Raw genomic sequence first — 24,921 nt, 5'->3', positions numbered from 1 at the left:
TCAATATGGATACATAGAGTTGAACAGCTATCCACGTTATAAATATTATATCCGGCAATACTCATTGACTGCCCCAAAAACCCTTGCCGATGAAACGCCGCCTTACGATCACTTTGATGTCCGTTTGTACCCTGTTTGCCATAGCTGCAATCGGCGCCGAACCCGCTAAGCCGCAAAAACCGGCTTATCTAACAGAGATAAAGGAAGATAACGCGCTGTTCATTAGCGAACTGGAACTGGCGGCAAGTCACGGCGATGATCTGGCGCAGGTGATGTTGGGTATATCTTATATTCACGGACTACCGCGTGTTAACGATCATCCGCCCATCCCGAAAGATATTGAGTTGGGTAAGAGCTGGATGATAAAAGCCACGGCGGGAGAAGATGGAATTTGCGTGATGGGCATGCTAGCTAGCGCCTTGCAACATGAAGCCAGCGCTATAGCGACCCAAAATTTTGACGAAGCGGTCTATTGGTATCGGCAAGCAGCGGCAAGAGGGAGTAGCGATGCGCAAGCAGAACTATTGAAGCTTTATGACGAAGGCCTGTACGCCCCGCAAGACGAGCTGGAAATATCTCAGTGGACTATCAATACGGCTGAGCACGGCATCATTAAAAGCTATGCCAAGGCTGCGGCCCTATATCTTGACGGGCAAAATGTGCGCCGCGACCTATTGCAAGCATACAAATGGAACACGCTGGCCGTTAAATACGAACCAACTGACGCCGAATTAACCAAGAATCAACAAGACATTGTTGCGCAATTGACCGACCGTCAACGGGATGACGCCCAGAAGTTGATAGAGGCCTGGAAGCCCAAGCATCAGGATGAATGCGAAAGATTTAGTCAGCGGATGAAATAGCGCAGGGTTGCTTTTGCTTTTTGCTGGGCTTTTGCAAAGCGGAATGCCTTGTTGGATAACCCTGTTTATTCGCTTCTTGAATTGCGAGATCCGACAGTTGTTCTTGGTATCATCAGCCAATGATGGTTTTTAAATTTGAACGTGAAATTGACGGGAAGAACAATATAAATGACAATGTGTAACCGTTTTTCAGTTACAAAAAGAACTTTCTAGGCTAAAGTTATGTCGAAGCAGCAGAAAGCGCTAGAAAGATTGTTGGCACAACCTACTCCTGCCGACATTACCTGGGACGAGTTAAAAAAGGTTCTGGATGGATTTGGCTATAAAGAACTAAAAAACGATGGATCAAGACGAAAGTTTTTTAATAAAGAATTAGAAGCCGTGATCAATCTTCACAAACCGCATCCAGGCAATATTGTTAAAAAAGTCTACATCGCACAAGTCATAGACCACCTCACATGCAAAGGGCTGATAGATAAAAAATGAAAACACTTAAGTACAAAGATTATGAGGGAACATGCGAAATCGATGCCGAAGATGAAATTTGTCACGGAAAGTTGCTGTTTATCGATGATTTGATTACTTACGAGGCCGAGACTCCAAAACAGTTGAAACAGGAGTTTGAATTAGCTGTGGATGACTATATTCAAACCTGTGCCGATCTTGGGATCGAAGCTAAAAAGCCCTTGAAAGGCCAATTTAATGTTCGAGTTACGCCAGAATTGCATAAAGAGGCAATTTTGAGGTCTCACAATGACAATGTATCTTTGAATGAAGTTGTTAAACGTGCGTTAGAGTCTTATCTGTATGTTAGCCAAGAGGTGAATAACCATTTCAATATATCGATAGCTAGCCAACAAAGCTCGATCCCATCGGCTCAACCTCAGTGGTTTAGCATGTCCACTAATACTGCTGATACCTCACATGCAAGACATTAACGAAATCGTTCGATTACCAAAGGCGGTAGCTCCCGTACTGTCGCTCCGCGAATTAACGGAGTTATTGGTCAAGCATTACGGAATCCACGAAGGAAAATATGACTTACTGATGGAATTTCAGATTGGTACGGGTATGTTTGGCCCTACACCTGAAGCCACGTTACCGAGTGCCTTTGTAGGAATCTCTAAAATCGGTCTGATGCCCACGAGCGTCGAATCAGCGACGACCGTCGATGCGGCTATCGTTAATCCTGGGAAGTCAAAAAAGTCCAGGAAGAAAAAGGACGAAGATTAATTGTTTCAGCTTCGTTGCATAGCGGATGACTTGTCCATACTGCCGCTCTTTACCGATATTGTTCCGTTACCTTTAAAATTTTCTCAGGGTTTTCCAACTACCGGCTTTCACCGGAAGCGATAATTCAGTTTTTCCAGATTTCAGAAATTGTGAGAATTAGTTGGGTTTTTATCTCCAATTATGAGATTTTTTATAGAAACCCGAATCTCACAATTTATGTAACTCATTGAAAGTCTTAGAAGCCAACATTTCATTAATTATGAGATCCGACACCACTTTCCCTTTCAGGAATCAACGATGATTGAACCGAGTCCGAATGAAATTATGGCTGCATATGCGGCTAATGCCGTTAACTTCGCGCACAGCAATTTTGGCCTGTCACTTGATTTTACAATTGAGAGTATTGAACAAGTGGAAACGCTGGCAAACCGATTGTTTCATACTCGCCCCAAAGGGTTCATTGCGAAGCTGTTTCGCAAAGAGCCATCGGATAAGGATGTCCAAGATGTGTGTAAAATGCTTGGGAGCTACATAGGCGAGGTGTATCGTCGGCACAAGGGGGGTGAATGGCAGATTAACCATGAACACCAAGCTATCGGCTTGGTGGATGGTGAAACTTGGATTTTCCCACTTGCTAAAGTTCTCAAGCGTATTAGCAACGGCAAAAGCGATGATTTGAATGTGTACTTTGCTGAAATCCTGGAATAAAGCATCAGTTCCCGATAATCACAAGATCAATCCGCATGCCATGGGCTTTCCGGGCGGTTGGCGGCAAATGCCGATTTGGTTATCGGCTATTTAGATTTTCACGGAGGAATAGTGCCCATTTTGCACTGGCTCAACAAAAACCAAGCCGTCAAAACCAGTAGCCAATGTGCTTACCGCTTGCTGGAAGAAGTGCCGGGATTGTCGTATGGCGATCCGGATAACCGCAATATGCTGATCCAAGGCGACAACCTGGAAGCCTTGAAAGCATTGATTCCGTTCTATGCCGGTCAGGTGAAATGCATCTACATCGACCCCCCGTACAACACCCGCTCTGCCTTCAGCCATTACGACGACAATCTGGAACACTCGATTTGGTTGAGCATGATGTACCCGCGTTTGGAACTGCTGCGGGAATTGCTCAGCGAAGAAGGCAGCATCTGGGTATCCATCGACGACAACGAAGCCCATTATTTGAAGGTGATGATGGATGAGGTGTTTGGGCGGGGGAATTTTGTTGCTTCCAATGTTTGGCAAAAAAGATATTCAAGAGAAAACCGAGAGTCGATTGGCGATGTCCACGAATACCTTTTTATCTATGTGAAAGATCAAGATAAATTCAAGCAATATCGAAATCGAATTCCGTTGGACGAATCACAAGCAAAAATTTATAGGAATCCAGAAAACCCAAAAGAGACTGATCCAAGCAAAAGATGGCGTGGTTTACCTATGACGGCACAAGGGTTTCGACCAAATCAGATGTACACGATTACAGCGCCGAATGGAAAAAAGCACGTTCCACCAGAAGGCCGCTGTTGGTCAATGATAGAGTCTGAGTTTATCAAATTGAAAGAAAAGGGCCGTATTTACTGGGGAAAAGATGGTAATGCACAGCCGAGCGTTATCCGTTTTTTGTCAGAAGTTGAAGGCTTAGTGCCTTGGACATGGTGGCCGCATGATGAAGTTGGTCATACAGATGAATCCAAAAAAGAATGTAATTCTCTTTTTGGAGCCGATGTTAGTTTTGGTACTCCCAAGCCCGAAAGACTATTGAAGCGAGTTTTCGAAATCGCATCCAACCCCGACGACCTAATCCTCGACAGCTTCCTCGGCTCCGGCACAACCGCTGCTGTGGCCCACAAAATGAATCGCCGTTACATCGGCATCGAAATGGGCGACCACGCGCAAAGCCATTGCCAAGCCCGCTTGTGCAAAGTCGTCGATGGCGAGCAAGGTGGTATTTCCAAGGCCGTCAACTGGCAGGGCGGCGGCGGCTTTCGCTTCTTCAAACTGGGCGAACCGGTGTTCGACGCTTACGGCAAGCTCAACCACGACATCAAATTCGCCGCGCTGGCCGCGCACATTTGGTACGCGGAAACCCAAACCCCGCTATCCTCGTTCCCACGCGCCGCGAGGGAATGCGGTTCAACCGCGCCGCAGTACATGGTCCGCGACGCGGACAAGCCCGGCGTTACCACGCAGCGCGTGGGAACGAGTCAATTGATGAGCTTGTATGACTCGCCGTTGCTGGGCGTTTACGACGGCACCGCCTATTATCTGCTGTACAACGGCATCCTCGGCGACCGTCGCCCGCAAGGCGGCAACGTGCTGACCTCGCGCGTATTGGCTGAATTGCCCGGCATAGCCGAACACATCGGCCCGGTCGTAATTTACGGCGAAAGCTGCCGCTTGGGCCCGTCCCGCCTGGCCGAGCACCACATCACCTTCAAACAAATTCCTTACGACGTGAAGGCGTTGTGAAGCTCGTTCTTTTACACGAACGAGCCAGTGGTTTTGATTGGGTCTGGCGTGTAAGCGCCCTGTCTTCTATCGCCACCATGAAATTAGATAAAGAGATAACTATTGTTATCGTTTCTTGCCAGAATGTAGGAACGATTGCTGACCGAAAAACTAAAAGTGGAGAAGCACGATGCAACTGATCGTTAATTATCCTGAACAATTACCCGATGCCTTGCAACAATCGCCGTCGCAGTTCGAACATGAGGCGAAAATGGCTATGGCGGTAAAGCTGTACGAAATGAAGCGTATCTCTAGCGGCATGGCGGCAGCATTGGTGGGCATGGAACGGGTCGATTTCTTGTTGGAGTTACACCGTTATGGCGTGGTTGCCATTGATTTGGGCGCTGATGAGTTATTGGCGGATTTGCGTAATGCCTGAAAGCAAAGAAATTGTTATCAACACCACGCCCATCTTGTCGTTAATCGCGGCGACTGGCTCATTGGATATGCTGCCCATGCTGTATAGCCGGGTCTGGGTGCCGTGGGAAGTGTGCCAGGAAATCCATGTTGGCGGTTCCGATGGTTTTGCGGTGAGCGAGTTTCAACAGGCCGATTGGTTGTATAAACAAAGTCAGCCAGTGACAATTCCTGTCTTACTGCGCAATTCATTGGATGCGGGCGAAGCTGCGGTGATTCAATTGGCCTTGCAGGAAGGCATCCCATTAGTGGCTATCGACGAGAATGTCGGTCGCCGTTTTGCTAGGCTATCCGGCCTGACATTGACCGGCTCTATCGGTATTTTGTTGAAAGCCAAACGCTTGGGTTATCCCGTCAAGATAACCGACGCCGTGCGGAGGATGCGGCAACGAGGCATTTGGTTGAGCGATACGGTGGTCGAGTTTGCTGTACGCGAAGCGGGCGAATGAAAGCGGATGGCTTAGTTTTTCGAAACTATTCAGCAGATGGTTTGAGTTGAGCTTCCCCCTTTGAAAAAGTACCCGAAGGGCATAAAGGGGATCGAGGGGGATTTATTTGAAAAATCTCCCCTAGCCCCTCTTTTTCAAAGAGGGGAATAGCAATGATAGGAATTCAGGATGTTAACCTTAAAAGGCTACCAACAACGCGCGATCGACACTTTGGACGACTTTCTGTCCAAGGCCCGCGACCGGCAAAATGTCACGGAGGCTTATGCCGAAGCGTTGCAAGCGCAAGGCTTACCACCGTTGGCCTATCGGGATTACGGCTTTGCCGACGTGCCTTATGTGTGTTTTCGCATTCCCACCGGCGGCGGTAAAACCCTGTTGGCTTCGCATGCCATTGTCACAGCCGCCAAAAGCTATCTGGATGCGGATTTTCCAATCACTTTGTGGCTGGTTCCCAGCAACACCATTAGGCAACAAACCGTTGAAGCCTTGAAAAAGCCCGGTCATCCGTACCGGGAAAAGTTGGATTTTGCCTTTAATCATCAAGTGCTGGTGTTGGACATTGATGAGGTCACGCAAATCAGGCCGCAAGACATCGGACAGAAAGCGATTGTGGTGGTGTCGACCTTGGCCAATCTGCGCGTCAACGATACTTCGGGGCGCAAGGTCTATGCGTATCACGAAAACTTCGAGCCGCATTTCGCCAAGTTGCCGCCCAACCATCCTTACCTGGAGCGGCTGGAAAAGGTCAGTGCAGCCGATATTCAGGAAGTGGGTTTAAGTGCTAACGAGCTTGGTAAAATCAAATACTCGTTTGCCAACCTGCTGGCCCTGCACCGGCCGTTGTTGATTGTGGACGAGGCGCATAACGCCAGAACCTCATTGACCTTCGACACCTTGCAGCGGGTGCATCCGGCGGCGATTATCGAATTTACCGCTACGCCGAACACCACATCCACCAATGGCAGCAACATTCTTTACCACGTTTCGGCGGCGGAATTGAAAGCCGAAGAGATGATCAAGCTGCCGATCATTTTGACCGAACATCAAAACTGGCAGGATGCGGTACGCGATACCGTCATCACACGGAACAAACTGGCTCAGGATGCTCAAAAAGACGAGGCGTATATTCGTCCGATTGCCTTGTTGCAAGCCGAAGCCAAAAACGGCGACGTGACGGTTGAGGTGTTGAAAGCCTATCTGACCGATGATTTGCATATCGATGCCGACAGCATCGCAATTGCCACCGGCAACCAGCGCGAACTGGATGGTCTGAATTTGTTCGACCCCGCTTGCCCGATTGAATACATCATCACCATCGAGGCCTTGAAGGAGGGCTGGGATTGCTCATTTGCTTATGTGTTTTGCTCGGTCAAGCAAGTCAGTTCCAGTAAGGATGCCGAACAATTGCTAGGCCGGGTGCTGCGCATGCCGTTTGCCCGCCGGCGGTTGATTGAAGATTTAAACCGGGCTTACGCGCATCTGGCCACCAAGGGTTTTGCCAATGCCGCCAAGGAGTTGACCGACAAGTTGATTGCGATGGGTTTTGAGGAAATGGAAGTTGCGGCGTTTTTACGGCAGCAAGCGCCGGTTGGTGATGGGCAAATCGATTTGTTTGGACCTAACGCCGGAGAGGGTTCCAAACCAGTGCTGGCTTCTTTGGTGATTGAATTGCCTACCATGCCGGATCTGGAGCATTTGGACGACGCCGACAAACGCCAATTGGCTATCAGTGAGGATAACGGCGCTTATGTCGTGCGCATCAGCGGTGAAGTGTCCGAACCGTTGCAGCAAGCCTTGTTGAAAGCGGTGGGTAAAAAGCCGGCGCAAGAAACCATCGCCCGCGATTTACGCATTCACAATCAAAGTATCCAGGCGCAAAAGGCGCCTTCGGAGCGTGGCGAAAGTTTTGGTCGTTTGCCCTTGCTGTGCGCTTACATTCAAGACGAATTGGAACTGATAGAACCGGAAACCATTCTGGAAAACGGTCAGTTGAACTTGCTGGATTACCCGGCCAAATTGAATAATTTTAGGATACAGGAAACCAGCAACAGTTTTTCCATTGATTTGGATGGCAAGGAAATCAGTTACCACATTGCCCAGCAAAATGAGGTGATTAACCTCAATGAAGATTTGTTGGATGTCACCGAACAAGACTTGATCGGCTGGCTGGATCGGGAATGCCGGCAACCGGACGTATTGCAGCGGGATTTGATCAAATTCAGCGCCTTGCTGATTAACGATCTATTGCAGCAACCGAACATTAATTTGACGGCGCTGGTTCGCAATAAATATCCCTTACTGCGGGCGGTCAGGGATTTGATCGGCTTATATCGCAAACGCGCGCAAAAAGCCGGTTACCAGCAAACCTTGTTCGGCCATGCGGCGCAAGTGGTATTGACGGATGAATTCGTCTACCGCTTCACGCCGGAACATTACCCGGCGCGTCCGCCGTATTACGCCGGTCGGCACAAATTTCAGAAGCACTTTTTCCCTATCATCGAGGATTTGAAAGCCCAAGGCGAAGAGTTTGAATGCGCGCAAGCGATAGAAAGTTTGTTAGAAGTGAAATACTGGATAAGGAACTTGGTGCGCCGGGATCATGCTTCGTTTTGGCTACCACTAGCTCATAACCGCTTTTATCCGGATTTTGTCTGCGAACTGCAAGACGGCCGGATGCTGGTCGTCGAATATAAGGGTGAAGCCTACGCTAGCAACGACGATTCAGCCGAAAAGCGTGCGGTGGGTGAATTGTGGGCGAAATCTAGCCAAGGACGCTGCTTGTTTATCATGGCGGTCGAGCAGGATAGTCAAGGCCGGGATGTTAGGCAGCAGATTCAGGATTTGCTGACTGTAATGTGAGCGGAACACTAGTTAGGTAGCGCAACTGCTGAATCTTGCAGTTTGCAACACCGAGAACCAAGAACTGCATTGCAAAGTATCCGCCGCCAATATTGCCGCCGCAGCCGCGCATCATGCGACCGCTGAAAAGCAGGCTTATCGCGGTTCGAAAATAAGGTAAGAGCATTGGCGCGACGGATCAAGGCCCACCCCGGTTATACGGAGGCACTGGTTAGTCTGTTGGGTATCGTCGGCGCGGAAATCAATACGGATTTAACCGATGCCAAGCCGGTGCTGAAGGCTGCGGATCAGACCGGTGGTAATGTGGTGTTGAGTTTTCAAAAATTCAAAAGCGACGGCATCAATATCTATTCTCAGCGGGAGAATGAAAGCGAATTTGTGTTTCTAGCCCGTGATACCCCAACTCGCTATGTCGATAACCGCCCGCTTTTGGTTGCCGGTAAGCCAGAGTTGCGCCGTTATACGGCGGTTTATGTGGTGAAAGATTTGGAAGTGGGTCAATACAGTGACGAATTGGTGGTGAGTTGTGCACCGTGAGCTTAAGAAAAACGTGTGCAGTTTCTCGGCTTTGCGTCAGCTGGTGGTCCGGCCGCTTTGTGGTGTCGTAATCAAAGGCTGCCCATTGTCACCCATCTTGAGACGCCTTTAATTTTGTAGCGAAGCCTCCAGATAGGTGCGGCAAAATTTTCACGATAGCTCAGATAAAGCCCGTCACCATCGCTTTTACCTTCAAAGCGTTCGCCGTTTTTAATCCATGCCTTTATCTGTATATCAGTCAGCTTTGCCATGATTCGCGCTCCCTATGTGGTGTACCACCAAATTTTGAACAATTATGCCATTGGTACACCCAGTGGTACACCTAAAACTTGCGCTCTTTTGGGATTACTTGGGAATGTCTAGGCATAAAAAAGCCCAGACTTACTGGGCTTCGTTTAGTTGGTGGGACTGTCCGGGACAGCCTGAAACATTATTCAATATTCTGAATTTGCTCTCGCATTTGCTCGATCAGCACCTTCAAATCGATGGAAATCTGCGTCATTTCCCGGTCAGCGGACTTGGAGCCCAAGGTGTTAGCTTCCCGGTTCATTTCCTGCATTAAAAAATCCAGACGGCGGCCGGTGGGTTCCGGTTGTTTCAAGGTGCGCAGCACTTCGGCGACATGGGTTTCCAAGCGATCCAGTTCTTCGGCCACATCAAGTTTTTGCGCCAGCAACACCAACTCCTGCTCCAAGCGATCAAAATTAGGTTCGGCCACCATCTCCAACACCCGGCTGGTAAGCTTGCTACGCAGGTTGTGCAACACATCCGGCATACGTTTGTGGGCCGCTTCGACCAACAAATTAATCTTTTGACAACGATCTTCTAATAATTGCGCCAGTTGCGCCCCTTCGCGGGCGCGGGTTTCCAGCATTTTATCCAGCGTTAAGTCCAGTAACTGGACAATTTTTTCGCGTAGCGCTTCCTTGTCGGTTTCGGTTTCTTGCTGCACCCCCGGAAACGCCAGCACCTCTAATGCGGAAAACGGCTGCGGATTGCTCATCATCGCTTCGATACCCGCGGTAGCCGTCAGCAACTTTTCGATTATTTCCCGATTGATATTGAAGCTGTTATCGCTGGCTTGCTTTTTGTAACTCAAGGCGCATTCGATTTTGCCGCGCTTCAGTTTGTCGGCAATCAGGCGGCGGGCGTCGGCTTCCACAAAGCGTAGTCGCTCGGGCAACTTGACGCTAAGATCGCTGTAACGATGGTTGACCGAACGTAATTCGCAAAGGATGGTCAGATTGTCGGCGCTTATTTCGCCGTCCGCGAAAGCGGTCATGCTTCTTATCATTTTTCACCTATAATCGTTACGCTTAACCCGCCCAGCTTTGCACATGGCCGAATACTACGATCCAGAAACTTATCCCAAGGAATGGAATTACCTTCAATCGGGAACCATTATAGATCAGTACATGATCGAGCGGGAATTGGCGCATGGTGGCTTTAGCTCGGTGTATCTGGCCAGGCAGTTGGCCGATCAGATTCAGGTGGCGATTAAGGAATATCTACCCCGCAAGTTGGCGCACCGCACCTGGAACAATCTAGTCGTACCCAATAATGAGGAGGCCAAGACACTGTTCATGCGCGGCCGCTCGTTATTCTTTGAAGAAGCCAAAGTGCTGGCGATGCTCAAGCACCACAATATCGTCGATGTGATTAATTTCTTCCAGGCCAACGACACCGTGTATATGGTGATGACTTACGACTACGGCATCACCCTGGACAAAATCCTCCACAAACGCAGCCTGCCGATTAACGAAGACTTCTTGCTGACCGTATTCAAGCTGTTGCTGACCGGCGTCGAAGCGGTGCATCAAAAAGGTCTGGTGCATCTGGACATCAAGCCCGCCAATATTTTGATCCGCAGCGAAAACGATCCCTTGCTGCTGGATTTCGGTGCCATCCGCAAAATCACCCTGGACCCACAACGCAACCGCGCCAAGGTGCTAACCAACGGTTATTCGCCGATCGAACAATACGACAACAACGGCAATCTCGGCCCTTGGTCGGACATTTATGCGGTGGGCGCCAGTATGCGCGCCTGTTTGGATTATAAAATCCCGCAGCCCTCGCCGGATCGCATCAAACAGGACGATTTAGCACCGGCCGTGAAGGCGCATAAACGGCATTTTCCCGAGTATTTACTGAAAGCCATCGATTGGGCCATGGCGGTTTTTCCAGAGAATAGACCGCAAAGCGTGGCAGAGTTACAGCAGGCTCTCAGTCCCGGCAATAGTTAAAAATCCGCCCGGTAAAGCCAGTATAATGCCGGCAATTTATATACCAGCGAGATGAATATGAGACCAAGCGGACGCAACCCCGATCAACTGCGCGAAATACGCTTCACCTGCAATTACACCAAACATGCCGAAGGCTCGGTGTTAGTGGAGTTCGGCGATACTCGGGTTCTATGCACCGCCAGCGTCGACAACAGCGTTCCTCGCTTCTTGAAAGGCAAAGGTGAGGGCTGGGTAACCGCGGAATACGGCATGTTGCCGCGCTCCACCCACAGCCGGATGGACCGCGAAGCCGGCCGCGGCAAACAAGGCGGCCGCACCCTGGAAATTCAACGTTTGATCGGCCGCTCCTTGCGCGCGGCCATTGACTTAAAAGCCCTGGGTGAAAACACCATCACCATCGATTGCGACGTGATTCAAGCCGACGGCGGCACCCGCACCGCGTCCATCACTGGCGGCTTCGTCGCTTTGTCGATTGCTATTGAACATCTGTTAAAAACTCACAAAATCAAGAAAAACCCGCTGCATGGGCAAGTGGCTTCGGTATCGGTGGGGATTTATAACGGCGTACCGGTGCTGGATCTGGACTATGCTGAAGATCATCAAGCCGAAACCGACATGAACGTGGTGATGAACGAAGCCGGCCACTTCATCGAAGTGCAAGGTACCGCCGAAGGTCATGCGTTTAGAAAAGACGAGCTTAACGCGATGCTGGAATTGGCCGAGTTCGGCATCAATCAGCTGCTGGAAAAACAGCAAGCGGCATTGCGGGAAGCGAAAAAGCCAGCCCCGCTGCGAGTCGTGCTGTAAAAGAAATGAGTTCGATAGTTTTGGCCAGCGGTAATGCCGGCAAGATTCGGGAAATTCAGGCCATCCTGCAAAACGACCAAATCCTGCCGCAATCGCAGTTTAATGTGGTCGAGCCGGAAGAAACCGGCGCGACCTTTATCGAAAACGCCATCATCAAGGCCCGCAACGCTGCGGCGCATTGCAACTTGCCGGCCATTGCCGATGACTCGGGTTTGGCGGTGGATGCGTTGGGCGGCGCGCCTGGCGTGATTTCGGCGCGTTATGCCGGTGTCGGCGCTTCGGACCAAGCGAATCTGGACAAGTTACTGGAAGAAATGCGCGACGTGCCGGACACAGAACGCAGCGCGCGTTTCATCTGCGTGATGGTTTATCTACGTCATGCGTTGGACCCGACGCCCATCATCGCCCAAGGCGTTTGGGAAGGCCGGATTTTGCGGCAAGCTGTGGGTGAAAACGGCTTTGGTTACGATCCGGTGTTCTGGGTTGAGCAGTACCAATGCTCGTCGGCGCAACTGGCCCCGGAATTAAAAAACGCTCTCAGCCATCGCGGCCAAGCTTTGCGGGCGCTTAGTCAACAACTTGCCGGGCTGTGATTCGGCTACAGCAGATAGCCGAACAATTTACCGGCCTCGGCAGCGCACCGCAGATCAGCCCGCTCGGTAACGGCCTGATCAACGACACCTATCTCGTCACCCCAAGCAACGGCAATCGCTTTGTATTGCAAGGCCTGAACGGTCGGGTATTTCCGCAACCGGAACAGGTCATCGCCAATCTGCAACGGCTGAATCGGCACATCGGCTCGCAGCGTGCCGCCGATGTGCGTCTGCAAATTCCGGCCATGCTGCCCACTGTGGCTGGATCGGCGAGTTATCGGGACGATAGCGGCCAAGTCTGGCGAGCGTTGGAATTGATCGAGCCCGCCGAGAGCCGCGAGTACATCAGCAATCCGGCGGAAGCCAGCCAAGTCGGCTTTGCCCTGGCACACTTTCACAAGCTATGCGCCACCCTGCCCGCCGCTGAGCTGCACGACACCCTGCCGGGCTTCCATATCACGCCAAGCTACTTTGAAACTTATCGGCAACGGCTGGCGCAGCCGTTGCAAGTCACCTGCGATACGGCATTTAACGAATGCCGGGATTTTATCGACCGGATGCAGCAACGAATCCCCGTCCTGGAGCAAGCCAAACAGTGCGGAGAACTGTGCGAACGGGTGATACACGGCGACCCGAAACTGAACAATTTTCTATTCGAACCCGGCAGCGACCGCATCGTCAGCCTGATCGATCTGGACACCGTCAAACCCGGCCTGGTGCATTACGACATCGGCGACTGCCTGCGCTCCTGCTGCCACAACCCCAGCAACAACGAATTCGACCTGGCCCGCTGCCAGACCATACTGGAAAGCTACCTGCAAGAAGCCGGCGAGTTTTTCACCGCCAACGACTACGACTATCTCTACCCGGCCATCTGGCTGATTCCGTTTGAACTGGGCCTGCGCTTTTTCAGCGATTATCTGGACGGCAACCAATACTTCAAAGTTAGCGCGCCCCGGCAAAACCTGGAACGGGCGCAGGCGCTATTTGTTTTGTGCGCCAGTATCGAGCGGCAGAAGGACTTATTGGAGCGTTTAATTGCTCGATGCAAAGGCGGGTAACTTGAATGTTCTTGGTTACATGAAATCACCGGGCTAATGGCTTAGATGTAAGGGACAGGCGCATAAAACACGTATGGCATCCAATGCGTTCAATCAGTACCTTACTAAGCTAAATCGGCCATCCCAGCCACCAATCCACCAGAAAAAGAATTGAGAACAAAACCAAAATCCATCGCTCATTCTTGTGAAGGTGGCGGAGCGCCAAATGGAAAGGTAGTACTAGCGGATTCTGGTGGCTATTAAAACTTTCGTGTTGTTTCATGGTATTTCTCCTTATCGAGTGACTCAGTGTATCTGGACGTTTGGCGAAAAGCCTTATGCATGTATAAGTAACCTGCCTTGAGGAGGCCCAACGTCCACTGAGGGGCGCCGGTCAGAGAGGTTAACGACCTCGGCGCAACCGGTTAGAAAAATAGCATGCAAAGCCACCTTGAAATGTTGTTTTCATTTTCCGGCGAGTCACGCTAGCTTCCAGACTTTGGGTCAAGTGCGACATGTACTTGCTCGGGTTTGATATCGAATAACCCGCCGCTTGCAGCATCGATCAAATTCCCCACTCCGAGCGAAAACGCATCAAGAAACCACCAAACAAACCGGACCTCTCTTCTTAAAGGTACAACCTCGGTTTTATAACCTTCTTTAGAAAATTCAAGGGAATGCGAAATGCTTTTTTCCAAAGAAACAATGACAGGTGTGTTGTATTTCACGCCAGTATCGGTGTCAATCACTTGCGCGTTGGGAGGATCGCTTGTCAATTTAATGTCTTGGGTCAGGCCGCCAAATAGTGTGCCGCAGCCATTCAAGGCTAACAGCAAGAATGCTGAGCGTAAAGAGATATAAAACCGCCGCAACTTGATAAGGCCCACATTACTTGGTCCCGGTGAAAAATTGCGAGAATGCCTCGGCGGCTTTTTCATGGACGTTATAAAAATCGCCGCCAAACACCCCCATCGAAATACTGCCATCGATATTACAGCTGCCGATTTCGCCACCGGTCTGATCAGACACTTTCCACGCCGTTTTCATTTTACCTGTGCCAGCGCCGAAGCCGACAAAGTACCGAAGCGCTTTACTGCCTTTATCGTATTGTTGAATTTGACCAACGACGGCCGCTACGTCTTTATTCTCGGTCGATACAATCTTGACGCCGGCTTTTTGCAATGAATCGGAAAAAGCAGATTTCAAATTGCCAATGTCCTCATTAGAAACCTTGCTTCCGGTGTTATCAATCAGAATCAGTGATGCTGAAGCCGGTTTAGCAGCCATTGCCTGCACTACACTCAAATTGGCCGAAGCGCACCCATACAACATTAAAACCAATACCGAGAGGCTGAAACCCGACAGATATCTTTTCATTTTTCCGTGATTCATTGCTGTACCTTTATTAAGTCAATTTAACAGTTAAAAACACTACTAGGATAACCCAAAAAGCTAAGACTACATCTGCTTGGCGTTCGAGTGTTAGCCCCAATACCGTCTGTCCTCAGCACGCGTAACGCCGTCAGCGTAATTGGAGGAATCCGGCTCGAAACTTGTCGGTACGTAAGCTTTTATGCGTTTTAGGGTAAGTCGTGCGGACCCATCAAACGTCAGCTTGTTGGACTTTTCTTGGTGTTTCAGATTAATTTTAGCTGGCAGCTCTGGTTTGTCGTTTTCTAGTTGCCAAACCACCGATATTCAATCAGCCCCACTACCGTCATTGCGGCACAAACTGCAACACCTCCTCAGCCTTCGCCGACCGCAACGGCAAGGCCACTCCATCCCGCCAAAAATTCTGCTGGTCGCGGTAATGTGCTGATAAAGGGTGGCCGGACTGGCCGCCCGGCATGTGGAATATGGCGGCTTCCGGGTGGGAGGGCGACAAGACCAGCCGTTCGCTGGCGCCATGGGCGTTGTCCATGACCTTGACGCATACGCTGGCGCAGCCGTCGCTGTCGAAGGCGGGCATGTCCAGTACGCCGCTCAACACAGCCGCTACTTTGCTGAACGGGTGGCGTAAATTAACCGGGTGGGTCATACCCCAGGTCAGTTGATCGGGTTCGACAGCGGGATATTTCTCACGCAGCGCTTGCACGGTTTGCCGCAAGGTTGCCACGATCATGGCCTGCCAATCGTCTTGATAACGCCGATTCAGCACACCCTTGGGCCGTTGTGTCAGCAATTGCCGGAGCGGCGTTTCCATTTCCCGCCAGGCGTAACGAAATTGCGGGTCCAGCGTTTGGCTAGCAGCGACCACTTTTTCAAACACTGCGCCGGCGAGGCGGGTTCGGAATTCACTCAAGATTGGCGCGCCTAGGCTATCGGTTTGCATATAGCCGTCCCAGGCCGCGATGGCGTTGCGGGCTTTTTGCAAACCGTCGTCCGCGTCGCTCAGATGGTCTAAAGCGTCCAGTGCCAATTGCCGATAAAACGCCAGAACTTCACTGCGGGTATCCAGTTGGATTGCCAGCAAATCTTGTTCGGTCAGGCCATTGCGACTTTTCAGCAATTCCTCGATGCGGTGCGCCCGATAGCTCAAGGACCAGTTATGGCCGATCACATAAGGATAATCCCGGCCCAGGGTACGATTGTTGGCGGTGACAATAAAACCGTCCGCCGGGTCTAGCAGCCGTGGCAATTCATCGGGAGGGATAGAGCCAGCCCAATCAAGGTTGCCGTCGGCCCAAGACTGGCTGATCAGACCGTCGAATCCGCGGCGCTTGGGGAAGCGCCCCATGTAAGTCCAAGCGATATGGTCGTCACGATCAGCAATCACCACATTCTGCGGCGGCCCGCCGAACCGATTCATTATCGCCACGGCTTGTTGGGTATTACGGGCTTGGTCCATATCCATCAGGCCCAGGTCCACAAAGTGCGGCTCAAGCGCAGTCCATTTGATCGCCACTGGCTGACCCAGTAAATCTTGATCCGATACCGGCCCCCATTCGCTGTCGCGCAAGGTCAGCGTCACGTCGGGCTCGCCTTTAACCCGAATGGTTTCCTGGTGTTCGGTAAATGCTTGCCAGCCATGCGGCGTGCGATATTGGCCGGGATGGGCCGGATCGACGTCCAGGCGGATCAAATCCAGGAAGTCGCCGGTGACATTGGTAAAGCCCCAGGCCACATCATCGTTGCCGCCGACGATTACGGCGGGTACGCCGGGCAAGGTGATGCCGTAGATATGGCGATTGTCGTAGTTCAGATCGGCGCGGTACCAGATGTTGGGCACATTCAGCGCCAAGTGCATGTCGTTGGCAATCATCGCCCGGCCATCGCTGGTTTTGCTGCCGGCGACCACCCAGTTGTTGGATCCGGACACCACGTTTTCGGCATCCACTGCTTGATTAAGTGCCAACGTTGAATCGCTGCCGGGCAGGCTGGCCAGCGCCTCAAGCGGAATCGCTGGCTGGAAGCGGCGCGGTTGGCTGCCGCCGACCAATTCCTTGGCGTAGGGATCGGTATCCGGCGTCAAAAACGTCACCAGCTCCTGAGGCAGTGCGCGAGCCATGACGCTGACCATGCGCTCGTCCTGTTCCTGGCCGTTCAGGGTTTGAAACATCGCCAACACCACGAGAATGCTGTCTTCGGGGCGCCACGTCTCGGGGCGGTGGCGCAGCGCCAGAAACTCCGGCGGCAGGACACGGGCATGGTCGATGAATTGATTCACCCCATCGACATAAGCCTGCAATGCCAGACGTTGGGCCGGCGGCAAATCGGTAACGATGCGTTGCGCGGCGCGGTCCATTTGATAGACGCGTTGTTTGCGGTCCGCATCCAGTGCCTTGGCGCCAAACAGCTCGGCTAGGCGTCCGGTGCTTTTGCGGCGCATCAATTCCATCTGAAACAAACGGTCGCGGGCATGCAAGTAGCCCAGCACACGATAGGCGTCTTCCCGCTGCGTTGCTTCGATTTCCGGCACGCCGAACGTATCGCTTTTAACGCTGGCTTGACTGGAAAGGCCGGGCAAAACCACCTCGCCATTTTCGGCGGGCAGAGATGCCAGCAACAGCCCTATTATCAAAGCAATTCCGCTGAAAATAACACCGGTAATCGACAAGAAGGCGACGCGCATTCTGGACATGGTTGATATAGCCTCGGGGAGATCGGAAAAATTGGCGAGGCGAAAGTCGCCAACCGCCCCGGCTATTATAGGGCTAAGCGATTAAAAGCCGACTGACCAGATTTTTAGCAAGGCGGAGTTTATCAACTAGACTCCGCTATCAAAAACACCCGAAATACATGCGTCAAAAAATCGGTTTCGGCGCGGCTTTTTCCGAAACCGATTAGCAACTTTGCATTGGTAGCGGCTTAAAGTAGCCGGTTTTGCATTAGTGAGCGGACGAAGAAATGTCACATGAGACGCTAAAGCCCTGGATTTCTAAATTAATACCGCGATCCCGCGCGGCCAGTAGAAAATCCGCGATGGTTTCAATGATGTCTTGATCGATGAACAACGCTTTGGAGCCGTCAATCAGCAATTCACAATCATTGGGTATGGCGGATAGATGCTTGCGTAGCAAGGCCTTATTCAAGAAGGAGACATCCTTATGCAGGCGCAATAAATAATGGTCGCCGTGCTGGGTCAAGGTAATCGCCGCATGGAAGTTGGCTTTCAAGACGAAGTAGAATCCGGCAGCCATACCGATGGCAATACCCAGCAACAGGTCAGTGAATAAAATCGCCACAACGGTAATCGCAAACGGCGCGAACTGATTCCAGCCCTTGCGATAAAACTCCACGAACAGTGCCGGCTTCGCTAGTTTGTAGCCGGTTTGCAGCAGAATTGCCGCCAAACAGGCCAGCGGAATCATGTTCAAATATTTCGCAAAAAACAGCACGCTGACCAATAGCAAAACGCCGTGTAAGAATGACGCTATTTTGGTCTGGCCGCCGGCATTGATATTGGCCGAACTACGCACGATCACGGCGGTAATCGGTAGGCCGCCCATCAAGCCGCTGACCATGTTGCCCAGGCCCTGGGCTTTAAGCTCCCGATTGGTAGGCGCAACGCGTTTGTGCGGGTCCAATTTATCGACCGCCTCTATGCTCAGCAAGGTTTCCAGGCTGGCGATAATCGCAATGGTCACCGCTACGCTGTAAATTTTCGGATTGCTGAAATAACTGAAATCCGGCAGGCGCAATTGGTTGATAAAGTTGGCGGTACTGCCCAACTCGGGAAGCGATACCAGGTGTTTTTCGCCAATCATCATATCGGGCGCAAAACGCAAAGCCAGCGCGTTGAAACTGACACCCCAAATAACGGCCAGCAACGGACCGGGAATCAGCTTTAAAAGTTTGAACTGCTTGATAAATCCGGAATCCCAAACGATCAAAATCAATAGCGCCACGGCACTGACGATAGTCACGCCGGGGGTTATCGCTTCCAAGGCCTCCGACAATTCAAAAAAGCTCGATCCCGCGCTCTCCTGCATATAACTTTCATCGCCTTCGAAGCTGGTATCGTAACCGGTGGCATGCGGCGTTTGCTTGATGATCAAAATCAAGCCAATCGCCGCCAGCATGCCTTTAATTACCGAAGCCGGAAAAAATGCACCAATCACCCCGGCTTTCAAAAAGCCCAGCACTATTTGCAAGCCGCCGGCCAGCACCACGCTCAGCAAAAAACCGCCAAAGCCACCCAGGGTTTCGATGGCTTCGAAGACGATAACCGTCAATCCGGCTGCCGGTCCGGAAACGCTCAATTGCGAGCCGCTGGCCCAGGAAACCAGAATACCGCCCACCAAGCCGGCAATAATCCCGGAAAACAAAGGCGCACCGGACGCTAATGCAACCCCCAGGCATAACGGTAAAGCCACCAGAAAGACTACGATACCGGCCGGTAAGTCCTGGTGCAGATGTTTCATATAAGAATTCAATTGAGATTTCATTGGTTTACCCAGTCGTTGCGAAAATCCGGATGCTAGTCGGCATAGCGGTAAATCGGATTGATTTGCGTGTTATGGTCGAGTTTGATCAATTCATTGATCAAGCCGTCGTTCAGGCCGTATACCCAGCCATGTAAAGTGGGTTTGTGCCCGTGTTTCCAGGCCGACTGAATAATCGAGGTGTGCGCTAGGCGATAAACTTGCTCGATGATATTCAGCTCGATCAGGCGATCCGTTTTTTTCTCCGGCGGAATAGACTCAAGCTCTTCCTGATGCAAACGGTATATATCTTTAATGTGCAGCAACCATTTATTGGTGATAACCAGATCGGATTTTTGCGGCTGCAAGGCCGCTTTTACGCCGCCGCAGCCGTAATGGCCGCAAACGATAACGTGCTTAACTTTTAAGACCGAAATGGCATATTGCAAAACGCTCAGACAATTGAAATCGGTGACGATGACCTGATTGGCAATATTGCGATGCACAAAAATTTCGCCGGGCTTGGCGTTGACGACTGTCTCAGCGGGCACTCGGCTATCCGAGCAGCCTATCCACAAAAAGTCGGGCTTTTGTTCTTTGGCCAACTGGACAAAAAATTCGGGGTCTTTTCTACTGACTTCTTCCGACCAGGCTTTGTTTTCAAGTAGTAATTTCGTGGGCGTAATCATAATGGGTGTCCTTATTTTCTATCACTATGCGTTCTGGAGCGTATCCGGAACGGGTTATTCAAAAGAATGTGCGTTTATCGGTAATACTATATCGAATCGAAACTATATAGCAATTGCTTTGCGATCTAAATCTGGGCTAAAGCAAAAGTTATATTGAACCCTCGCTCTGCGCACCTGAAATTGTGGTTCTCTGCGTGAGTTTCGATTCCGTTGTCGCCTGCGGAACCGCCACGCTTAACCGCTGCCACCAGGACTGCAAACTGGTTTCTTGCCAGGACAACAGCCATTGCGGATAAAGGCCTATCACCAATACCAGCAGCGCAGGCACGACCAACAGTATCAGCTCACGGGGACGCAGATCCTGTGCTTTGGCTACGCTGTCGTGCACAACCGGGCCGAAAAATGCTCGTCTGACAAAACCCAACAGATACGCCGCGCCCAATACCGCACCGAACAAAGCCACCATCGCCAGTGCCGGATAGGCTTGCAAAGCGCCGAGAACCATCAGTAATTCGGCCGGGAAGCCATTCGTGCCGGGCACGCCGATGCTGGACAGCGCAAATACAAAGAATAAGACGGTCAGCCGCGGCATGGGCTTGGCCAAGCCGCCGAGATGAACCAAATCGGTACTACCCAAACGTTGCTGAATCATGCCGGCGATTAGCATCAAGCTACCGGCGACAATGCCGAAATTCAGCAACTGCATGACCGCGCCCTGTAAACCTTGCAGATTAAAAGTGGCGATACCGACAATCACCAACCCGACATGGCTAATGCTGGAATAAGCCAACAAGCGGCGCAGATTGGTTTGCTGCAACGCGATCAAGGCACCGTAAATTAGCGTTACCGCACCGAGTATCGCCAACAGCCAGCGATGCTCCAGACCCGCTTGCGGAGCCAGTGGTATCGCAAAGCGAATGATGCCGTAAACGCCCAATTTCAAGCCGACCAGCAAGGCGCTCAGAAAAGTCGGTGCCTCCATTGCCGTGGTCGGCAACCAGGTGTGGAAGGGCAGTAACGGCGCTTTTACCGCAAACCCCAAAATCAGCAACAAAAAAATCAAGCCTTGCGCCGACTCGGGTATCGGTGTGTTCAACAACACCGGCAGACTGAAAGCCAAATCCTGCGGAATCGCCCCCCCGGTATAGTGCGCATGATTAATCGCCAACAAAATAATCCCGAACAACAAGGGCACACCGCCGAATAACATGTACAAGGTATATTTCATCGCCGCATGCCGTCGCTCGGCGCCGATCCCCCATAAACCGATCAGGAAGAAAATCGGCGGCAAGGTTAGCTCCCAAAACAGGAAGAACAAGGCTAGGTCCAGAGCCGTGAACACGCCGATGGTCACGCTTTCCAGTGCCAGCATCAGCGCCAACTGAAAGCGGTTTAGTCGTTGTACGCTATTCCAGCTGGCCAACAAAGTCATCAGCGTCAGCAAGGCAGTCATCGGCAAGAACAGTATCGAGATACCGTCTACACCGAGTTGATAGTGAATATTCAGGCCGGGTATCCAGGGATAGTCTTCCAGCAACTGAAAATCGCCGCGCGCAGTATCGAAAACCCAAGCCGCGGCGATGGTAAAAAGCAATTCGACAACGGCTACCAGTAATGCACCGCGCTTGGCTAACTGGCCATCCCGGATGAATACCAGCGACAGCGCTCCCAGTAGCGGCCAAGCCAGACACAAGGACAGCCAAGGGAAATTATCAATCATGGTGCGGGCCGTTCATGTGGTGGCTGTGATGTTCCGGATAATGTTCGCCGATTTCCTTGGCTTCCTGATCGATATATTTCAGCCAGGGGGTGGTGTAAAAACCGGTGCCGATCAGCAAGCCGCAAATAGTCACAGCGATAATCCGTTCTTTTAACACCGGGTGATGAATGCTGCCGTAGGGCTGCACGAAGCGTTTGGGATGCGCAATGAACAGCCGCTGAAACGCCCAGAGCAAAAAAGCCGCGCCCAGCACGTTACCCAGCAAAATCGCAATCGCGATATACCAACCGTGTTCCTCGATGGTGCCCTCGATCAACAAATGCGCCGCGTCAAAACCCGGCGTGCCGGGCATGACCATGGTGCTGAGCGCGGAAATCAAAAACAGCAAGGCAATCGTCGAATTGGTCTCGAACAAACCGCCCAAACGCGGCAGAAAGGACGTACGAGTGCGTTCGTAAATCAAACCGATACTGAACAGCATGCCGGCAGTCGCCAGACCGTAAGCTATCGACAGCAGAATACTGCCTTCCAACGCAAAATCGTTGAAGGAAAACACACCTATCACCAACATGCCGGTATGACTGATCACCGCAAACGCCAATAGCCGGCGCATATTGATTTGCATCAGTGCCAGCAAGGCGCCGTAAAAAATGCCTATCAAGCCCAGATCGACGACAAAATGCACCCACTGCTCGGCGGCGCCGGGCACTAGCGGCAGAATGAAGCGGATCAAGGCGTAAATGCCCAGCTTCAAGCCGGTTAGAAAAATCGCCGCGCTGGCAGCCGTGCCGTGTTCGGCCAGCAAGGGTAGCCAGGCGTGAAACGGAAACAGCGGCATGCGGATGGCAAAGCCGAAAAACAGCAGGATAAAGATCAGGGTTTCGTTGGGAATCGCCAGGTTGTGATGTTTCAAGGTTAACCAATCAAAACTTAGATCCAGCCCGTTTTGCGCCAAACCAAAGCTCAACAGCACAAAACCGGCCAGACTCATCGCCAGACCGGACAGCCAGTATTGCAATACCGATTTCACTACCTGGTTGCGCTGTTTGCCGGTACCGGCGAACACCGTTAATAACACCACCGGCACCAGTTCCAGCAAGCACCAGAACCAGAATTGCAGGGTGTTTAGTGCCGCAAAGGCACCGATTAAAATGCCTTGATAGGCCAGTAAGCAGGCGATAAACAGACGATCATTGCGATGCCGGGTGATCAGGGTATACACCAGCGCCAGCAAACCTAAAATTGCCGTCAGCGGAATAAACAGAATATTGGTGCCGTCCACACCAACCCGATAGTTCATCCCCAGCAATTGAAAATGTTCGGCAAGATGGATGCCGGGGGTTTCCGAATCGAATATCAGCAACAAATAAATGCTGAGCACCACGTTTAGCAGCGCGCCGCCAAAGGCCAGCCGTACGCTATAAATCGGCTTGGCGAATACCACCGCCAACATGGTCAGCAACGGCACCAACGTCAACACCGTTAACAGCGGCACAGCCGCCACTGCATGCCAGAAAACAATAGGGGTATTCATCGGTATCCCAGCGCTACCATCAAGGTGATCAACACAAACAACGCCAGATAGCGCGGCTGTAACAATAATTGCTCGAAACGGTTGGCGGCCTGACCCAGACGCCGGCCGAGCCGAATCGAATCACGGCCGATGCCGCGCAGAATAAAGTGATATTCAAACCAGTTAAGCAAGGCCGCCGTCCACTGTGCCAGTTTGCCGGCCAAACCGCTGCCTTGCGCGAAACTATCTTCCTGGCTATTCAGGTTGGCACCCATTTTTTGTTCTTCCCATTGCGCCAAGGACGACACGGCTTTGATCGCCGGTGCCGGCGCACCTAGGGCAGGATCGACGATGTGCTCGTCGATATACCGCACATCTTTGGCCAACCGCAAAACCGGTTTAACTAGCAACCAATCCATGGCCGGTTCCAGCCAACCGCGCTGCAAGGACGCGATAAATGCCCAGCGACAATTTGCCAACGCCGGTGCCACCGGTCGGATAGCTTGACCGTGGGTGTTGTGTAAGATGGAAGGAGCGGTGAGCAGCAAATAGCAACGCACCACGGCATGCGCGCACAGATGCCAAGCCGCCAAAGTCCAAAAGCCCAAGCCGCATTCAACAAACATCAAACCCAGTTGCGCGGAGGTGGCAAAGATTTGCGAGCTTTTAATATCGGTCTGGCTCAAGCCTACCCAATAGCTATAAATCGCCGTCAACGCGCCGATCACAGTCAACAAAGACATCGCCAGCGGCGCCTGCATAAACAGGGGCTCTAACTGGATAATCAAAAACACGCCGGCATGGATCATGGCGCCGCCGTAGAAAATGGCGCTGGACGGCGTCGGCCCTTCCATCGCCCGCGCCAGCCAGGGCGTGAAGGGAATCTGCGCGGATTTGGCAAATGCCGCCACGGCAAAACTCAAGGCCAGCAAAGTGGCGTCGCCAGGCTCCAGATCGGCCGCGCTAAGGTTAATAGTCTGCCAGTCGGCATTTTCCAGCCAAGCCAAAGCCAGGCCAATGGCCAGAATAAAACCGCCGTCGCCGATGCGATTGGTCACAAACACCCGCGTGGCATTGTGCGCTGCGATGGGGCGGTAGTAGGCGTAAGCAATCAGCCAGTAAGAACAAACCCCGGCTATTTCCCAGGCGATAAAGGTAAACACCGCATTGCCGGATAACACCAATAACAGCATCGCCGCCGCGAATAAATTCAGCACGAAAAAGAAACGATGGAAGCCGGTCTCGCGGTGCATATAATTCACCGAGAAACGTATCGCGACCAGCAACAGCAAGGAAAACAGACTCGCCAAAGCTAGACTGAAACCGCCGGTAGTCAGTTTGTAATCTATGATCAGCGAACCGCTGCGCAGCCAGGTACCGTATGAGACTGAGTCGGGAAGCTGGCCGGATAAATCAGCTATCAATAAGCTTAAGGCGGTCAACACCGATAGGCTGATAGCCGTTAAAGCCAGCCGGGCCGTGGTTTTCTCGCCGGCCTCGCCGTCGATAATCCGGCAAAAATGCAGGCCGCCGATCAGCAGCGCGGCCAATAACGGGAATAAGGGAATCAGGGTTGCGTAGGCTGCCAT

The 24,921-nt window shown here is 51.7% G+C and carries 24 protein-coding genes; 14 read left to right on the top strand and 10 right to left on the bottom strand.

Translation table 11 applies throughout. The features are described 5' to 3' along the window. The first annotated feature begins 116 nt into the window (after positions 1 to 116). The 10 genes from G006_RS0115040 (at position 117) to G006_RS0114995 (ending at position 8,863) form a co-directional block, all read left to right on the top strand. On the top strand, positions 117 to 863 hold the full coding sequence (locus G006_RS0115040) for a tetratricopeptide repeat protein (protein WP_160167676.1): 747 nt from the start codon (positions 117 to 119) through the stop codon (positions 861 to 863). A gap of 222 nt (positions 864 to 1,085) precedes the next feature. Further along, entirely contained in the window at positions 1,086 to 1,349 is a 264-nt protein-coding gene (locus G006_RS0115035; protein WP_020484034.1) for a type II toxin-antitoxin system HicA family toxin, read from the top strand. Continuing rightward, entirely contained in the window at positions 1,346 to 1,801 is a 456-nt protein-coding gene (locus G006_RS0115030; protein WP_020484033.1) for a type II toxin-antitoxin system HicB family antitoxin, read from the top strand. Before G006_RS0115035 ends, G006_RS0115030 begins: the two co-directional genes overlap by 4 nt. Further along, positions 1,788 to 2,096, top strand: coding sequence for a hypothetical protein (locus G006_RS0115025; protein WP_020484032.1), 309 nt, complete (start codon positions 1,788 to 1,790; stop codon positions 2,094 to 2,096). The genes G006_RS0115030 and G006_RS0115025 overlap by 14 nt, the downstream gene beginning before the upstream one ends. A 297-nt stretch (positions 2,097 to 2,393) precedes the next feature. Continuing rightward, positions 2,394 to 2,804 (top strand): hypothetical protein, encoded by a 411-nt coding sequence (locus tag G006_RS0115020; RefSeq protein WP_020484031.1) that lies wholly within the window; start codon positions 2,394 to 2,396, stop codon positions 2,802 to 2,804. Between the two features lie 228 nt (positions 2,805 to 3,032). Further along, positions 3,033 to 4,562 (top strand): site-specific DNA-methyltransferase, encoded by a 1,530-nt coding sequence (locus G006_RS0115015; RefSeq protein ID WP_200860437.1) that lies wholly within the window; start codon positions 3,033 to 3,035, stop codon positions 4,560 to 4,562. 169 nt (positions 4,563 to 4,731) lie between these two features. Continuing rightward, positions 4,732 to 4,980 carry a UPF0175 family protein gene (locus G006_RS0115010; RefSeq protein WP_020484029.1) on the top strand — a complete coding sequence of 83 codons (249 nt, stop codon included), beginning with the start codon at positions 4,732 to 4,734 and terminating at the stop codon, positions 4,978 to 4,980. Then, the gene (locus G006_RS0115005) at positions 4,973 to 5,467 is read left to right on the top strand and encodes a DUF3368 domain-containing protein (RefSeq protein WP_020484028.1); all 495 of its coding nucleotides are present in this window, start codon (positions 4,973 to 4,975) and stop codon (positions 5,465 to 5,467) included. The genes G006_RS0115010 and G006_RS0115005 overlap by 8 nt, the downstream gene beginning before the upstream one ends. Positions 5,468 to 5,635: 168 nt before the next feature. Further along, on the top strand, positions 5,636 to 8,326 hold the full coding sequence (locus G006_RS0115000) for a DEAD/DEAH box helicase (RefSeq protein ID WP_020484027.1): 2,691 nt from the start codon (positions 5,636 to 5,638) through the stop codon (positions 8,324 to 8,326). Positions 8,327 to 8,491: 165 nt separating this feature from the next. Further along, on the top strand, positions 8,492 to 8,863 hold the full coding sequence (locus tag G006_RS0114995) for a hypothetical protein (protein WP_020484026.1): 372 nt from the start codon (positions 8,492 to 8,494) through the stop codon (positions 8,861 to 8,863). Between the two features lie 71 nt (positions 8,864 to 8,934). On the opposite strand, the gene G006_RS0114990 is transcribed toward G006_RS0114995, so the two are convergent. Together G006_RS0114990 and G006_RS0114985 are read right to left on the bottom strand one after the other, a co-directional pair. Continuing rightward, complete coding sequence (locus tag G006_RS0114990) at positions 8,935 to 9,114, bottom strand: Arm DNA-binding domain-containing protein (protein WP_020484025.1); 180 nt, start codon at positions 9,112 to 9,114, stop codon at positions 8,935 to 8,937. Between the two features lie 179 nt (positions 9,115 to 9,293). Next, on the bottom strand, positions 9,294 to 10,145 hold the full coding sequence (locus tag G006_RS0114985; protein WP_020484024.1) for a YicC/YloC family endoribonuclease: 852 nt from the start codon (positions 10,143 to 10,145) through the stop codon (positions 9,294 to 9,296). A 55-nt stretch (positions 10,146 to 10,200) separates the two neighbouring features. Here G006_RS0114985 and G006_RS0114980 point away from each other — a divergent pair, with 55 nt between their 5' ends. The 4 genes from G006_RS0114980 to G006_RS0114965 are packed head-to-tail and all read left to right on the top strand — an operon-like array spanning position 10,201 to position 13,567. Further along, a complete protein-coding gene (locus G006_RS0114980) occupies positions 10,201 to 11,106 on the top strand; it encodes a serine/threonine protein kinase (protein WP_020484023.1) in 906 nt (301 codons plus the stop codon). A 57-nt stretch (positions 11,107 to 11,163) separates the two neighbouring features. After that, entirely contained in the window at positions 11,164 to 11,913 is a 750-nt protein-coding gene (gene rph, locus G006_RS0114975; protein ID WP_020484022.1) for a ribonuclease PH, read from the top strand. 5 nt (positions 11,914 to 11,918) lie between these two features. Then, complete coding sequence (gene rdgB, locus G006_RS0114970) at positions 11,919 to 12,506, top strand: RdgB/HAM1 family non-canonical purine NTP pyrophosphatase (protein ID WP_020484021.1); 588 nt, start codon at positions 11,919 to 11,921, stop codon at positions 12,504 to 12,506. Next, positions 12,503 to 13,567 (top strand): phosphotransferase enzyme family protein, encoded by a 1,065-nt coding sequence (locus G006_RS0114965; RefSeq protein WP_020484020.1) that lies wholly within the window; start codon positions 12,503 to 12,505, stop codon positions 13,565 to 13,567. Before rdgB ends, G006_RS0114965 begins: the two co-directional genes overlap by 4 nt. 464 nt (positions 13,568 to 14,031) lie before the next feature. Here G006_RS0114965 and G006_RS0114960 read toward each other — a convergent pair whose 3' ends face one another. The 8 genes from G006_RS0114960 to G006_RS0114925 form a co-directional block, all read right to left on the bottom strand. Next, complete coding sequence (locus tag G006_RS0114960) at positions 14,032 to 14,433, bottom strand: hypothetical protein (protein WP_020484018.1); 402 nt, start codon at positions 14,431 to 14,433, stop codon at positions 14,032 to 14,034. Between the two features lies 1 nt (position 14,434). Then, complete coding sequence (locus G006_RS27150; protein ID WP_081607941.1) at positions 14,435 to 14,938, bottom strand: DUF4410 domain-containing protein; 504 nt, start codon at positions 14,936 to 14,938, stop codon at positions 14,435 to 14,437. 325 nt (positions 14,939 to 15,263) lie between these two features. Next, on the bottom strand, positions 15,264 to 17,627 hold the full coding sequence (locus G006_RS0114950; RefSeq protein WP_026147076.1) for a penicillin acylase family protein: 2,364 nt from the start codon (positions 17,625 to 17,627) through the stop codon (positions 15,264 to 15,266). Positions 17,628 to 17,874: 247 nt separating this feature from the next. Continuing rightward, a complete protein-coding gene (locus G006_RS0114945) occupies positions 17,875 to 19,434 on the bottom strand; it encodes a SulP family inorganic anion transporter (protein ID WP_020484015.1) in 1,560 nt (519 codons plus the stop codon). 32 nt (positions 19,435 to 19,466) lie between these two features. Continuing rightward, positions 19,467 to 20,099: a carbonate dehydratase gene (gene can / locus G006_RS0114940; protein ID WP_020484014.1), complete on the bottom strand. Its 633-nt coding sequence runs from the start codon at positions 20,097 to 20,099 to the stop codon at positions 19,467 to 19,469. 148 nt (positions 20,100 to 20,247) lie between these two features. Then, positions 20,248 to 21,819 carry a complex I subunit 4 family protein gene (locus tag G006_RS0114935; protein ID WP_020484013.1) on the bottom strand — a complete coding sequence of 524 codons (1,572 nt, stop codon included), beginning with the start codon at positions 21,817 to 21,819 and terminating at the stop codon, positions 20,248 to 20,250. Further along, entirely contained in the window at positions 21,812 to 23,353 is a 1,542-nt protein-coding gene (locus G006_RS0114930) for a complex I subunit 4 family protein (protein ID WP_020484012.1), read from the bottom strand. Before G006_RS0114930 ends, G006_RS0114935 begins: the two co-directional genes overlap by 8 nt. Further along, positions 23,350 to 24,921, bottom strand: coding sequence for a proton-conducting transporter transmembrane domain-containing protein (locus G006_RS0114925; RefSeq protein WP_020484011.1), 1,572 nt, complete (start codon positions 24,919 to 24,921; stop codon positions 23,350 to 23,352). Before G006_RS0114925 ends, G006_RS0114930 begins: the two co-directional genes overlap by 4 nt.

Source organism: Methylomonas sp. MK1 (genome assembly GCF_000365425.1).
Lineage (GTDB): Bacteria > Pseudomonadota > Gammaproteobacteria > Methylococcales > Methylomonadaceae > Methylomonas.
The sequence above is the reverse complement of the archived record's forward strand: the minus strand, read 5'-3'. Positions and strand labels throughout refer to the sequence as shown.